This is a genomic window from Streptomyces sp. NPDC033270 (genome assembly GCF_055576575.1).
On record NZ_JBVIRA010000003.1, the window covers coordinates 256,115 to 270,677 of the forward strand.

The window sequence follows — 14,563 nt, forward strand, 5'->3', positions numbered from 1 at the left end:
TCGTGGAGTGGAGGTACGGATGCAGCGGACCGCCCCGGATCCGCGGCCGGAACCGCCGGTGGGCCTGCCGGTCCTCCCGGAGCTCGCCGCACACCTCTCCGCGGCCGCCGACCGCACCGAACCCGAACCCCCGGGCGGCGCCGCCCCCCTGCGCACCGCCGCCTGCGGCTACTGGGCCCGCCGCGGCCTGGTCACCGACCCCGGGCAGGTGCTCGCCGCACCCGGGGTGGCCGCCCTGCTCCTCGCGCTGTACGCCGCGGCCGACGGCGGGGTGGTGCTGCCGCGCCCCTGCTCCGAGGTGTACGCGCCACCCGCCAGGCTGCTCGGGCGGCAGGTGCACCTGGCGCCCGTACCCCCGGAGTCGGGCGGGGTGCCCGACCCGTTCGCGCTGCTGGAGACCGTCCGCCGGGCGCGGCTGCACGGGGACACACCACGCGTCCTGGTCCTGTCCGTCGCCGACGACCCGACCGGTACCTGCCCGGCCCCGGAACAGCTGTACGAGGTCTGCGAGGCGGCGGCCGGGGAGGGGATGTGGGTCCTCAGCGACGAGACCCGCCGCGATCTGCTGCACGATCCGCACGACACCGTGCTGCTCAGCCCCGCCGAGATACTGCCCGACGAGGTCGTGGTGCTGACCGACCTGGGCGCCACGCTCGTGCCCGCCTCCTGGCCCGCCGCGCTGGCCCGCTTCCCGGCCACCGACCCCGGCACCGTCCTGCGGGCCGCCGCACTGGACGCGCTCACCGCGCTCGGTACGCCGCTGCCGGGCCCCGTCGGCTGCGTCGTCGCCCACGCACTCGGCGAGCCCGACGCCCTGCGCGCCAGAACGGCCGCGGCCGCCCGGGTCTACGGCACGCTCGCCGCGGCCCTGCACCACGTCGTCACCGAGGCCGGTGCGGTCTGCCGCCCACCCCGCTCCGGCAGCCACCTCTACGCCGACCTCGAACCGCTGCGCCGCCCCCTGGCCGCCCGGGGCATCGTCGAATCCACCGCGCTGGAACGGAAGTTGGCCCCTTGGGCGGCGCTGGGCGGGTACCGCTTCGGCGACGACCCGGGCGCCCTGCGGGTACGGCTGGGCGCCGAGGCGCTGCTGGGCGTCGAACGGGAGCTGCGGCAACGCGCCCTGGACGCGCCGGACCCGCTGGACCTGCCGCACATCACCGAGGCGCTGACCGCGCTGTCGCGCGCACTGGCGGGCCTCACGGCCTCCGCGGCGGGCTGATCCGCCCGCCCGCGAACGCCGCCCACGCCCCCGCCCCGCACCCGCCATCGTTCCGTCCACCGAAAGGGCCCCTCGATGACCGAGCAGACCGAGCGCTCCCTCGCCGAGCAGTCCTCCGGCACCGAGCGACTCCCGCACGCCCAGCCCGGCGGCGCCGACCGGGGCGGCGATGCCGGCGGGGGAAGCGGCATGGATCAGGGCGAGGGCGCGGCGGGCGGGGGAGCGGACCGCAGCCGGAGCCCGGCCGCCGCGGGTCCCGCCACCGCCGCCGCGGGTCCCGCCACCGCCGACGCGGGTCCCGCCGCCGTCGCCGCGCCGGTCCTGCCGCACGCCACCCCGCCCCCACTGGCCGAACCCCGCCCGCTGAACGCACCACGCAGCTGGCCACGGGACTTCACCGACCGGCTGACCGCACCCCTGCCCGGAGTGCGGGCACTGGCCAGGATCGCCCGGGAGGGCAAGCTGCGCCCGGCCCCCGAGACGCTCCTGGAGATCCAGCAACTCCCCTTCGAACCGGGCCCGATGCCGGCCGCCACGGCCACCACCATCGCCCTCACCTGGGTCGGGCACGCCAGTTGGGTCATCCGGATCGCCGGTCTGACGGTGTTGACCGACCCGGTCTGGTCCCGCAAGATCCTCGGCACCCCCGCCCGGGTCACCCCCGTGGGCGTCCGCTGGGAGGACCTGCCACCGGTCGACGCGGTCCTGATCAGCCACAACCACTACGACCACCTCGACGCGCCGACCCTCAAGCGGCTGCCGCGCCACACCCCGCTGCTGCTCCCCGCCGGACTGGCCCGCTGGGCCCGCCGGCGGGGCTTCACCCACGTCACCGACCTGGACTGGTGGGAGGCGGTCGAACTGCCCGCCCCCGGTGGCCCCGTACGCCTCGACTTCGTCCCCGCCCACCACTGGAGCAAGCGGACCCTGATCGACACCTGCCGCTCCCTGTGGGGCGGCTGGCTGCTCACCGCCCCCGACGGGCGGCGGATCCACTTCGCGGGGGACACCGGCTACGGCCACTGGTTCGAGGAGATCGGCCGCCGCTACCCCGGCATCGACCTGGCGCTGCTGCCCATCGGCGCCTACGACCCGCGCTGGATGCTGCGCCCGGTGCACACCGACCCCGAAGAGGCGGTACGCGCCTGCCAGGACCTCGGCGCCCGGTCCCTGGTCCCGATGCACTGGTCGACCTTCCTGCTCTCCGGCGAGCCGCCCCTGGAGCCGCTGCGCCGGGTGCGCGCCGCCTGGGCCGCCACCGGCCGGCCCCGCGAGGAACTGTGGGATCTGCCGGTCGGCGCGTCACGGGTGCTGGCCGAGCGCTGAAGGAATGTGCGGGGCCAGGCGGGACTTTGCGGACACCCCCTAGCGCCTGTCCGATGGGTCATGGCCGGGCCCGCCCCCGTCCGGTCTGACGCGTCGCCAGACGGCCGGCACGGCGGCGATGGCCATCGTCACCACGATCGCCATCGCCACACCCGCCCACGGCCTGCTGAACAGCGAACCGCTCAGCAGCCCGATGAGCTGGTACGTCGCCGCCCAGGCCAGACACGCCGGAGCGGCACCCCGCACGAACCGCCGCAGCGGCATCGCCGCGAGCAGACACGCCAGCATGACCGGGATCCGTCCGGCCGGCACCAGCCGGGACAGCACCAGCACCAGGACCCCGTGCTCCCGCAGTCTGCGCCGCGCCAGTTCCAGCCGTTCCGGCGCGGCGCGGGCGCGCAGCCGCGACAGCCAGCGCGAGCCGCCCCGCGAGTGACTGCCGCGCCGCCCGAGGCAGTACAGCAGCACATCGCCGAGGAACGCGGCGCACGACGCCACCGCGAAGACCATCAGCAGGGAGAACGGCGAGGCGTGGTGGAAGGCGACCACCGCCGCCGAGCTGACCACCGCCCCGGTCGGCACCACCGGCACCAGCGCCCCCAGCATCACCAGCAGGAACAACGAGGGGTAGCCCACCGCCTGCTGCGTCGACTCCGGCGGCACGCTCCGCAGCAGCCCACCGGCCGGTGTCAGCGCGGCCAGCCCCGCCAGCGCCGCCGGCGCGGTCACCGCACCGCCTCCGGGCGCACCGACTCGCCGTGCCCCAGCCGATGGACCGTCACCTGCGGTGCCATCAGCCCCATATGGCGCTCGAACTCCAGGCCCGGCGCATGGAATTCATGCGGCCGCACGGCGTCCAGCCCGATCGGCCAGTACGTGCCGTAGTGCACCGGGACCGCGCAGCTCGGTGCCAGCCGGGCCGCCACCTGCGCCGCCCGCCGCGCGTCCAGGTGGCCCGGTCCGAGGAACGGCCCCCAGCCGCCCACCGGCAGCAGTGCCACATCGCACGGACCGACCTCCTCCGCCAGCTCCTCGAACAGGCCGGTGTCGCCCGCGAAGTACGTACGCGCCCGGCCGTGCACGACATAGCCCAGCGCCGGCACCCGGCGTGGCCCGCAGGGCAGCCGCCGTCCGTCATGCGCCGCCCGCACCGCCCGTACCGTCACCGCACCGGCCCGGCACTCCTCGCCCGCCCGCAGCTCGACGACCCGCAGCCTGCGGGCCGCGGCCACCCTGCGCAGCCCCGGCACCGCCGCCATCGCGCCGCGCGGCACCACCAGCGAGGTCCCCGGCGCGAGCCGGGCCAGCGACGCCGGGTGGAGATGGTCGGCGTGCAGATGCGAGACCAGGACGAGATCGGCCCGCGCGGCCTCCGGCGGCGGCAGCGCGCCCCGGCGGCGCCGCAGATGGGCCAGCCGGCGCACGAAGAGCGGGTCGGTCAGTACCCGCACCCCGGAGTCCTCGACCGTCGTGGTGGCGTGCCCCCACCAGGTGACCTCCATGCTCCGATCTTCCACCATCCGGCCGGGAACGACGGGCGTACGCCGTACATCGGGCATCACTCGTGCGTCGGACGCGGTGTGACACGCTGGGCGGCGGATCCGCGCAGCCGGCGCGGGCCGGGGCGGGAGAAGGGACGGCGTTGCGGATGCCGCGGTGGAAATCCCTCGGCGGCGCCCTGTTCCGGGTGCTCGCGGTCTGGGCCGTCTCCAGCCTCACCCTGCTCGTGCTCGCCGCGCTGCTGCCCGACTTCCGGCTGCAGTCCGCCGGCGGGGACAGCCTCACCCGTACCGCCCTCGCCGCCGCCCTGGGCGCCGGAGCGTTCGGCCTGCTCGGCGCGCTGGTGTGGCCGGTCCTCGTACGCGCCCTGCTGCTGGTGCCGGCCCTCGTCCTCGGTCTGCTGGTCTTCGTCCTCAACGGCTCGCTGCTGCTGCTCGCGCTCGATCTGCTCCCCGAGGGGCAGGGCCAGGCCGCCCCGCAGACCGCGGTGATCGTCGCGGCGGCGATGTCCGCGGCCTCCTCGGCGACCTCCGCCTTCCTCGCCGTACGCAACGACGACGCCTACCACCGCCGGCTGGTGCGGCTCGCCGGCCGCCGCCGCGGCCGCGCCGCACCCCGCCCGGACACCCCCGGCACGCTCTTCCTCCAGCTCGACGGCCTGGGCCACGACCTGCTGCGGGAGGCCACCCGGGGCGAGCGGCCGCTGATGGCGACCGTCGCCCGCTGGATCGACGACACCCACCGCCTCACCCCCTGGCGCACCGACTGGTCCAGCCAGACCGGCGCCAGCCAGCTCGCCATCCTGCACGGCAGCAACGAGGACCTGCCCGCCTTCCGCTGGTACGAGAAGGACACCGGCACCCTCGTCGTCAGCAACCGGCCCAGCAGCGCCGCCGAACTGCAGCGCCGCGCCGTCGAGCGCACCGGCGACGGCGGACTGCTCGCCCACGACGGCGCCAGCCGCGGCAACCTCTTCAGCGGTGGCGCCGGCCAGGTCGCGCTGGTGATGTCGGTGGCCGCCCGGCGCGGCCGGCACAATCGCTCCCGGGCCGGATACTTCGCCTACTTCTCCGACCCCGCCAACGCCACCCGCACCGCCGTCTCCTTCGGCGCCGAGGTCGTCCGCGAGATCGCCCAGTCGCTGCGCAGCCGCCTGCGCCGCGAGCGGCCACGGGTCAAGCGCGGCGGCCTCTACCCCGTCATCCGGGCCTTCGCCACCGTCGTCGAGCGCGATGTGGTGGTCGCCGCCGTCATCGGCGACCTGCTCGCCGGCCGGAGCGCCGTCTACGCCGACCTCGTCGGCTACGACGAAGTGGCCCACCACTCCGGGCCCGCGCACCGCGACACCCACCAGGTGCTGCGCAGCCTCGACCGGGCCGTCGCGCTGATCGCCAAGGCCGCCCGGCACGCCCCGCGCCCGTACCGCATCGTGCTGCTCTCCGACCACGGACAGAGCCACGGCCCGACCTTCCTGGAGCGCTACGGGCTGAGCCTGGGCGACCTGGTACGCGCCGGGTGCGGCCTGCCGGTGCCGCGCCGCGCCGGACGCACCCCGAGCGGGGCCGAGGCCAGGGAAGCCGCCCGCGCCGCCCTCCACCGCCCCGAGGGGGCGCAGGGCCACCGCTCCACCACCCAGCCCGTCGTACTGGCCTCCGGAAACCTGGGGCTGGTGTCCTTCCCGGACGTGCCCGGCCGGATCACCCGCGAGGAGCTGGACCGGCGGCACCCCGCCCTGCTCGGCACTCTCGCCAACCACCCCGGCATCGGCTTCCTGCTGATCCGCTCCGCCGCGCACGGCCCCGTGGTGCTCGGCCCGGCCGGCGCCGAGCACCACCTCGACACCGGCCGTATCACCGGCAGCGACCCGCTGGCCCCCTTCGGCGCCGGCGCGGCCGAAGCCGTACGCCGCACCGCCCGCTTCCCCCACGCCGCCGACCTCATGGTCAACTCCGCCTACGACCCGGCGACCGGCGCGGTCCACGCCTTCGAGGAGCAGATCGGCTCGCACGGCGGGCTGGGCGGCGCTCAGAGCCGGCCCTTCCTCCTCTGGCCCGCCGAACTGACCCCGCCGACCCCGGACGGCCGGACGCCGACCGGCGCCGAGGAGGTGCACCGGGTCCTGCGGCGCTGGCTGCGCGAGGCCGACGGCCCGCACCGGCCGGTCGGCCCCGCCCGGGACGCGGCCCGGCACCGGGCGGCCGCCCCCGACGGTGTTCCACCACCGGACCAGGGGTGACCGCCCGCGCCTGCCCTATGCCTTGCGGAGCCGGTCGAGGATGCCGTCGAGATCGCGGGTGAACATCTCGGGGCGGATGAAGTGCCCGCCGGGCTGCTCGTGCGACTCGTGCGGGATGCCGGCCTTGTCGAGCTCGGCCCGGAACTCCCGCTGGCCGGCGAGCACCTCGGTCTCGTTGAGCAGGTCGAACGGGTCGACCGGATTGGGGCTGGTACCGGCGACCAGGAAGACCCGCTTGTCGCGGTAGCGCTCGATGTGCTCGATCGGGTTGTCGGCGCTGACCCGCGCCTCGTCCCACGGCTCGCCGTAGATCGTGCCGCCGGCGAGGTCCAGGGCCGCGGAGGACACGTTGGCCCAGTGCGCGACCGCGCCGAAGTCGCGGCGCAGGCTGGGCGGGCCGGAGTGGGCGCTCACCGAGGCGAAGTGGCCGTAGTACTTGGCCGCGTACTTCAGCGCGCCGAAGCCGCCCATCGAGAACCCGGCGACGGCGCGGCCGTCGAACTCGGCGTACGTCCGGAAGTTCGCCTCGACCCACGGCAGCAGCTGGGCGATGTGGAAGGTCTCCCAGTTGCGGGGGCCGGTGTGGGAGCTGACCGGGTTGGAGTACCAGCCCGCGTGACCGCCGTCGGGCATCACGACGATGATCGGCTTGCCGGCGGTCAGGTCGCGGATGCCCGCGCGGTCCCAGGTCATGAAGTCCTGGTCGGTACCGCCGCCGTGGAACAGGTACAGGACGGGGTAGGTGCGTCGGCCGGAGTGGTAGTCGTCGGGGAGCAGGACGTTGACGGCGGGCTGCCAGCCGATCGCGTCGGTCGCGAAGCGGTAGTACCACATGCGGGGGTCGTCCTCCCGGCGGTCCACGACGCGCAGTTCGTTGTCGGCCGCACCGGCCGGCGAGGCCGCCGCGAGGACGCTCGCGCCGCCGAGAGCCATCGCCGCGGAGACCCCGCCGACGGCCCTCAAGACACTTCTGCGGGTGGGGCGGTGCTCGCTCAAGATGACCTCCAGGTCGGGAAATGACACATACGCAGGGCGCGCCGTCGACCGCCGCGGAGGGAACGGCGCGACGCCCGGCGCGACGCCCGGCGCGTCGCGGGCGCACCGCGCCGCGCCCGGTGCCTTCCCGCCCGCGCCGTTCCCCCTGCTTCCCCGCGGTTCTCGGTGGTGACTTGCCAACCCTTGCGGGAGACGCTGAAATGCCGATGAAATCGCGGTGATGCCGACGGCGGCGCGGGGGCGGAGGGGTTGGCTGTGGACGGGGGATCCCCCCAGCGGCTTCGGATCGAGGTGCTCGGCCCGGTGCGTGCCTGGCGTGACGGGGCGTCACTTGACCTCGGACCGATCCGGCGACAGGCGGTGCTGGCCGCGCTGGCGCTGCGGCCGGGCACGCTGGTCAGCCATGAGCAGCTGCTCGTCGACGTGTGGGGCACCCAGCCGCCGAAGACCGGTCACCGGGTACTGCCCAGCTACGTCTATCCGCTGCGCAAGGCGCTCGACGCGGCGGGCGCCGGACCGGCCGGGTCGGTGATCCGCGGCGGCCGGGGCGGCTACCGCTTCGTCGGCGACGAGGTACGGCTCGACGTGGCCGAACTGGCCGAACAGTTCGGTGAGGTACAGCGCGCGCGGGCCTCGGAGGACCCGGCCACCGCGATGGCCCGGTCCTCCCAGGCGCTCGGCCTGTTCCGGGACGAGCCGCTGGCCGGGCTGCCGGGGCCGTTCGCGCAGGACGAGCGGCGGCGGCTGTCGCAGCGCCGGCGCGCGCTGCGGCGGGAGAACCTCGAATGCCTGGTCCTGCTCGGCCGCTCCGCCGACGCCCTGGACGGCCTCGCCGCCCTGTCCGCGTCCGACCCGTACGACGAGTCGCTGACCGCACTGCGGATGCGCGCCCTGTACGGCAGCGGACACCAGGCCGCGGCGCTGAGCGCCTATCAGGACATGCGTACGCGGCTGCGCGACGAACTCGGGGTCGATCCCGGCGAGGAACTCAGCCGGGTGCACCAGGCGGTGCTGCGCCGGGACGACGCGCGGCTCCTCGCCCCGGCGGCCCGCCCGGCCGCCGTGCCGCGCCGGCCGCGCCGCGCGGTCAACGAACTGCCGGGCGGCACCGGCCGCCTCATCGGCCGGGAGCGCGAACTGGCGCTGCTGACCGCGCCCTCGCCGCCCGCATCCGTGTCGGTCGTGGCGGTGGACGGGACCGCCGGGGTCGGCAAGACCGCGCTCGTCGTCCACGCGGCCGGTGTGCTGCGCGCCCACCACCCGGACGGCTGCCTGTTCGTGGACCTGCGGGCGCACAGCGCCGGACGGCACAGAATCTCCCCCCAGCGCGTGCTGCGCAGGTTGCTGCGCTCGCTCGGCGCCGCCGACAGCGAGGTGCCCGACGACCTCGACGAGCTCACCGCGGCGTGGCGGGCCGCGACCAGCCCGCTGCGGCTGCTGCTCGTGCTGGACGATGTGCCCGGCGCGCGGCAGATACGGCCGCTGCTGCCCGCCGGACCGGGCAGCACGGTGCTGGTGGCCGGCCGGCGGCGGCTGGCCGGCCTGGACGCCGACCGACGGATCACCCTGGAGCCCCTGGAGACCGGCGAGGGGCTGTCCCTGCTCCGGCACATCGTGGGGGAGGAGCGCGCGGACCGGGAGCCGGCAAAGACCCGTGAACTGGTCCGGCTGTGCGACGGGCTGCCGCTGGCACTGCGCATCGCCGGGGCGCGGCTGCAGACCCGTCCGGCCTGGACGCTGGCGTATCTGGTGGAGCGGATGGCGGGCGACGAGCACCGTCTCGGCGAGCTCAGTGCCGGGGACCGCAGCGTGGAGGCGGCCTTCCGCCTGTCCTACGACCAGCTCGCGCCGGAGCAGCGGCTCGCCTTCCGCACCCTCGGCCTGTCGCCGACGGTCGAGTTCGACGCGCTGACCTCGGCGGCCATGCTGGACCGGTCCCCCCGGGACGCCGAGCGGATCCTGGAAAGCCTGGTCGACGCGAGCCTGGTGCAGCAACCCCGCCCGGGCCGCTACCGCCTGCACGACCTGGTCCGGGTGCACGCACGGCGGCTCGCGGAGGCCGCACCCGCCGAAGCCCGCGCGGCGCGCACCGCCGCCCTCCGCCTCTACCTGGACGCGGCCCGGACCACCAGCGACTGGGGCCCCGGCGGTTTCCCCACCGGGCCGCGACCCGGCGATGCGCCGTTCGCGGACTGGAAGGAGGCCGAGGGTTGGCTGGACGCGGCCGGCGCGGAGCTCGCCGATGTCGTCGGGCACGCCGCGGCGCGCGGTGAAGCCGACTACGCGTGCTGGATCGCCGAGGCCCTGAGCGACTACTTCACCCGCCGGGGCCGCTACCACGAGGGCCGGACGGCCCTGGAGAGCGCGCTCGCGCACGCGGACCGGGCCACCGACCGGCGGATGGCCCCCGCACTGCGCAACTGCCTGGGCATCGCCGACATCTACCAGGGGCGCATTCCCCAGGGCCGGGTCTGGTTCGCCGAAGCGCTGGACCTCAGCCGCCGCCGCGCGGACCGGCGCGAAGAGGCCGTGGCCCTGGGCGGGTTGGGGGCCGCCGACCTGAACCTGGGCCGGGCCGACGAGGCGATCCCCCCGCTGACCGAGGCGGTGGAGCTGGCCCGGCGGCTCGACGACGACTGGGTCGCCGCCATGGGACTCTCCCTCCTCGGCGCCGTCCACCACAGCCGGCAGCGCTCCGAGGAGGCGCTCGGCTGCTTCGCCGCCGCCCGTACCCACGCCGAGACCAACGGCCGGCCACGCGTGATCGGGATGGCCCTGGCCAACGCCGCCGGGGTCCACCTCGACCTCGGCCACTACGGCGAGGCCAAGACCCTGTACCGCCACGCGGCGGAGCTGGCGCAGCGGGTCGGGGACGTCCTGCTGCAGGCGATCGTCCTGACCCGACTGGGCACGGCGGAGCAGGGCGAGGGCAACCTGAGCGCCGCCACGGCCCTGCACCACCAGGCCCTCTCCCGACACCAGACGCTGTCCCCGCTCACCGAACCCCATTACGACCGGCTGGAGATGGACATCCGCTCCCGGCTGGGCCGCGCCTACTGTGCGGCAGGCCGCGTCGCCGAGGCACGCGCGCAGTTCCGGACGGCGCTCGCCGTGCCCGGAGCCGCCGACCACCCCGTGGAGCGCGCGCTGGCGACCGCGGGGCTCGACGAGTGCGGCGACGGCTGAACGCGCGCCGCGCCCGCCGCCCGGAGGGGTCACGCCAGCGAGACGGTCACCACCACCGGCGCCGGCCGCCCTGCCCCGCGCACCCCCTCGGCCACCATCTCCAGCAGCCACACCGCGACATCCGGCGACCACTCCCGCGTACGGCAGCCCAGCCGCAGCACCTCACGCATCCCCTCGGTGTGCAGGGCACCGTCGAGATCGAGGTCCACTCCCGTGAGGTCCCCGCCGGCCGCAGCGCCCTCCGCCACGGGCACGAAGACCTCCACCGCCCCCTGTGCCATGTGCCGCACCGCCTCGCACACGGCCACCGCGTCGTCGGCGCCCACCCCGCCCGCGACGCCGGTACGGCGCGCGACCGTGACCACCACCTCGTGCCGGGCGTCCGGATCCGCCAGGCCGAACCACGGCGCCAACTCGATCTGGTGGAAAGCCGTGTTGCGCCCGACCGCCTGCAACGGCAGCAAGGCGTGCAGCCCGGTGAACGTCACCGCACCCACACGGGCCAGCGTCTCGGACAGGACCAGGACGACGGGCCGGACGGGAAGACCCGGGCGCGGCGGATCGGTCAGCACTCCCGCCTGCAGCCAGGCCAGTTGGTGGACCGCGCCGTCCTGGGTCCAGTCACCGCCGACCTCCTCATGGGCCCACGCCGTGGGCTCATGGCGGGCCGTGATCCGTCCGCCCTCGTGCAGCGCGCTGCTGACGGTCTGCCAGCCGTAGGAGCCGGCCCGGTCGACGGCACGACCGAGCAGGTCCTCCTCGACCGTGCCCTCGGCGTCCTGCTCGACGACCCGGTCGAACCACGGATGCCGCGTGAGGGTCCCGTGCAGGCCGATGACGACGGTGGGGGGAAACACAGGCACTCCCGGAGAGCGGACGGCGCTGGAAGCCTGTCCTCGGGGCCGCGCCCCTGCGGGGCCGCCCGTAGGACGAAGGCCGATAGTAGTGCCGACAGCGGTGGTCGGTGCCGGCCGGCCCGGCACGCGGTCCGGGTGGGGCTTACTGCCGGCTGCCCGTCGGGCCGAAGATCCTTCGCTCCAAGGTGCCCCCGGCCGGAGTATCACCGGCGATTTGGAGCGTGCCCTCCAGGCAGTGACCATGTGCCTTGGCCCGGCGACCTCGGGCACCGGCACGACGAGAGACGCACGATCCATGCACCGCAGCCCTGCCGCTCAGGACCCCGAGACCGGCTCTGACCTGCACAATCAAGCCAAGCAGCCGTTTCGGATGAGCTTGCTGACCGCCACCTGCCTGGTGATGGGCAACATCATCGGCGGCGGCATCTTTCTGCTGCCGGCTTCGGTGGCCCCGTTCGGCACCATCAGCCTGGTCGCCTTCGGCGTCCTGACGATCGGCGCCGTCGCGCTCGCCCTGGTCTTCGGCCGGCTCGCCGAGCGCCATCCGGACACCGGCGGCCCGTATGTCTACGCGCGCGAGGCGTTCGGCGACTTCGCCGGCTTCCTGTCCGCCTGGTCGTACTGGACCATGACCTGGGTCAGCAACGCGGCCCTCGCGGTCGCCGCCGTCGGCTATGTCCACGTCCTCTTCCCCGGCAGTGCCTCCGCCGGCACCGACCTCGCGGTCGCCCTGGGCGCGCTCTGGCTCCCCGCTGTCGCCAACTTCGCCGGCACCCGCTACGTGGGCGCCGTGCAGCTGGTCTCCACCGTCCTGAAGTTCGTCCCGCTCCTGTTCATCGCCGTCGTCGGACTGTTCTTCTTCGACCCCGACAACCTCGGCTCGTTCCACGCCGGCGGCGGCAGCGCGGTCGGCGGGATGTCGGCGGCCGCCGCGATCCTCCTCTACTCCTACGTCGGGGTGGAGTCCGCCGCGATGAGCGCCGGCGAGGTCCGCGACCCGGAACGGAACGTCGGCCGGGCCACCGTCCTCGGCACCATCGGCGCCGCCGTGGTGTACCTCCTGGGCACCCTCGCCGTCTTCGGCAGCGTCGCGCACGACAAGCTGGTGAAGTCCAAGGCGCCGTTCTCGGACGCGGTCGACGCGATGTTCGGCGGCCACTGGGGCGGCACGCTCGTCGCCGGCGCGGCCGTCGTCTCGATCATCGGCGCGCTCAACGGCTGGACCCTGATGAGCGCCCAGTCCCCGTACGCCGCCGCCAAGGACGGTCTCTTCCCGGCCCCGTTCCTGACCAAGCGGCGCGGCGTACCGACCTTCGGCGTGCTGGCCGCGGCCGTCCTGGCCAGTGTCCTGACGGTGATCAACTACTTCATCGGCAGCGGCGGCGTCTTCGAGATCCTCGTCCTGATCACCACCTTCTCCGCCACCGTGCCCTACCTCCTCGCCGCCGGTGCGCAGGTCTACTTCCTGCTCACCGGCCGCCGCGACAAGGTCCGCCCCGCCCGCTTCGCCCGGGACCTGACCCTCGCCCTCGTCGCGTTCGGCTTCACCTTCTGGCTCGTCGCCGGGGCCGGCTACGCCGCGATCTACCAGGGCGTGCTGTTCCTCTTCGCCGGCATCCTGGTCTACGCCTGGATGGCGGCCCGCCGGGCGGGCCGCCAGGACCAGGCGGGCGACTCGGAGACGCAGCCCACCCACCGGCCGCAGCGCGACGCGGTCCCCGAGAAGGTCTCCTGAGGGGAGCCTCCAGCTGCCCGAGCCGCTGTGCCGGCTCAGACAGACGCCGAAGGCGCCCTGATGCACGAGGAGGAAGACCAGCGCCTTGCCGGGCGACAGCACCAGGAACAGCGCACAGAGGTAGAGCGTGATGTGCGCCAGCAGCAGCACCGCCTCCGTCCCCCACGCCGGCATCGTGGGGGAACGGAGCGCCCTGACGCTCGCCACCCGCAGCCGGAAGCCCTCCAGCGCCAGCAGCGGAAGGAACAGCCCCGCCTGAGGGCGCCCGCGGAACGGGGGCGGCCCGGCCGGGTGCCGGGGGTGCTCGCTCGTCCACCAGCCGTACGACATCCCCACGCCGAGGTTCCCCCACAGCCGCCCGCCGATCTCGCTCGGCCGCCGGCCCCGGCCCACCCGCCGCCCCGCCGTCTCACGGGTGACCAGCGCGACCTGCCCGGACACCAGTGCCAGCAGCCCGGCCACCGCCGGCTGCCACCAGCTGTCGCCCAGCGTGAAGAACACCGCCCAGCCCCCGGCGAGCACCACACCCGCCAGTGACCGCCGCCCAAGCCCCGTCGTCATACCGGCGAGTCTTCCGCCCCGGCCCGCGGGCCGACAGCCGGTGCACCCCCCGGACCGGCCGGGGGGTTACCGCCACCAAGGGGTGGGGCTGGCTCCACCCCGCCGTCGTCGTTCCGCGGCGCGGCGGCCGTTCCACCCCGCCCGCCCGGTCAGTTCTTGCTGCTCTGCTTCTCCCTGATCGACGCGATCAGCTGGGACTTCCGCATCCGTGTCGTGCCCCTGATGCCGAGCGCCGAGGCCACCTGCTGAAGCTCCGCCAGAACCAGCGAGTTGAGATTGTCCGTTTGAGTCGTCCGCTCCTCGGTGACGCGCACGGTGGTCCGCTCGTTGAGCGGGCTCAGAATCCGTGGGGACGTCGCGGACCAGATCGCCTCGGCCGCCTGCCCCAGGACGTATTCGATCTCGCCCGGACTCATATCGGCGATGTTCTCGCGGAGCGTCTTCAGCTTCTTGAGGGCGTAGCGCAGCGCGAAGTCCTCGCGCTCGGTTTCCTTTCGCGCCTGAGCGATACGGCTCAGGTCCACCGCGATATGGCGTTGGGTCCGCGCGATCTCTTCGACGCTGGTCACCATCTCGGCCACGCTCCGCTCCACGGGACTGCCCATTTGCATGGACTGCACGTCGAGGGTGGTGGAGATCGGGCTCTCCGAATTGCCGCTGGTCAACGCCTGGTTCAGATGGGTGACGATCTGCTGCCGGCAGTTGTCGGCGCTGCGCAGATCGGTGTGGTCGAAGAGGATGACACGCATCTGGGCGATGTCGAACGGCAGGTCGCAGGACTTGTCCGCGATCAGCGCCACCGGCAGCTTGGCGGTGTGCCGCACCGCCAGCTCGTAGAAGACGTTGGGGTTGAGCCCGGTGAGATCCGCCACCGCCACCTTCGCCCGCAGGATGTGGTCCAGGACCTGCAGATTGATCTGCCCCGGCTCGGCGATCTGATCTCC

General features: G+C 74.7%; 9 protein-coding genes and 1 pseudogene. 5 read left to right on the forward strand and 5 right to left on the reverse strand.

The features are described from left to right. Positions 1 to 19: 19 nt before the first annotated feature. Positions 20 to 1,222: an aminotransferase class I/II-fold pyridoxal phosphate-dependent enzyme gene (locus ACZ5XZ_RS07325; RefSeq protein ID WP_468975110.1), complete on the forward strand. Its 1,203-nt coding sequence runs from the start codon at positions 20 to 22 to the stop codon at positions 1,220 to 1,222. Between the two features lie 75 nt (positions 1,223 to 1,297). Beyond that, entirely contained in the window at positions 1,298 to 2,548 is a 1,251-nt protein-coding gene (locus tag ACZ5XZ_RS07330; RefSeq protein WP_468975111.1) for an MBL fold metallo-hydrolase, read from the forward strand. A 39-nt stretch (positions 2,549 to 2,587) separates the two neighbouring features. Here ACZ5XZ_RS07330 and ACZ5XZ_RS07335 read toward each other — a convergent pair whose 3' ends face one another. Together ACZ5XZ_RS07335 and ACZ5XZ_RS07340 are read right to left on the reverse strand one after the other, a co-directional pair. Continuing rightward, entirely contained in the window at positions 2,588 to 3,220 is a 633-nt protein-coding gene (locus ACZ5XZ_RS07335; protein WP_468975321.1) for a DedA family protein, read from the reverse strand. Between the two features lie 53 nt (positions 3,221 to 3,273). Continuing rightward, the gene (locus ACZ5XZ_RS07340; protein ID WP_468975112.1) at positions 3,274 to 4,050 is read right to left on the reverse strand and encodes an MBL fold metallo-hydrolase; all 777 of its coding nucleotides are present in this window, start codon (positions 4,048 to 4,050) and stop codon (positions 3,274 to 3,276) included. 146 nt (positions 4,051 to 4,196) lie between these two features. Between ACZ5XZ_RS07340 and ACZ5XZ_RS07345 the strand changes: the two genes are divergently transcribed. Continuing rightward, a complete protein-coding gene (locus ACZ5XZ_RS07345; protein ID WP_468975113.1) occupies positions 4,197 to 6,284 on the forward strand; it encodes a phage holin family protein in 2,088 nt (695 codons plus the stop codon). A 15-nt stretch (positions 6,285 to 6,299) separates the two neighbouring features. Here ACZ5XZ_RS07345 and ACZ5XZ_RS07350 read toward each other — a convergent pair whose 3' ends face one another. After that, a complete protein-coding gene (locus ACZ5XZ_RS07350; protein ID WP_468975114.1) occupies positions 6,300 to 7,280 on the reverse strand; it encodes an alpha/beta hydrolase in 981 nt (326 codons plus the stop codon). A gap of 255 nt (positions 7,281 to 7,535) precedes the next feature. Here ACZ5XZ_RS07350 and ACZ5XZ_RS07355 point away from each other — a divergent pair, with 255 nt between their 5' ends. Continuing rightward, positions 7,536 to 10,466, forward strand: a complete 2,931-nt coding sequence (locus ACZ5XZ_RS07355) for an AfsR/SARP family transcriptional regulator (protein WP_468975115.1) — start codon at positions 7,536 to 7,538, stop codon at positions 10,464 to 10,466. Between the two features lie 29 nt (positions 10,467 to 10,495). On the opposite strand, the gene ACZ5XZ_RS07360 is transcribed toward ACZ5XZ_RS07355, so the two are convergent. Further along, positions 10,496 to 11,323 carry a hypothetical protein gene (locus ACZ5XZ_RS07360; RefSeq protein ID WP_468975116.1) on the reverse strand — a complete coding sequence of 276 codons (828 nt, stop codon included), beginning with the start codon at positions 11,321 to 11,323 and terminating at the stop codon, positions 10,496 to 10,498. Between the two features lie 370 nt (positions 11,324 to 11,693). On the opposite strand from ACZ5XZ_RS07360, the gene ACZ5XZ_RS07365 reads away from it, so the two are divergent. Beyond that, the gene (locus tag ACZ5XZ_RS07365; RefSeq protein WP_468975117.1) at positions 11,694 to 13,058 is read left to right on the forward strand and encodes an amino acid permease; all 1,365 of its coding nucleotides are present in this window, start codon (positions 11,694 to 11,696) and stop codon (positions 13,056 to 13,058) included. A 719-nt stretch (positions 13,059 to 13,777) separates the two neighbouring features. Here the strand turns inward: ACZ5XZ_RS07365 and ACZ5XZ_RS07370 are convergent. Then, positions 13,778 to 13,888, reverse strand: a pseudogene (locus ACZ5XZ_RS07370) (Rho termination factor N-terminal domain-containing protein); the annotation flags it as partial. Between the last annotated feature and the right edge of the window lie 675 nt (positions 13,889 to 14,563).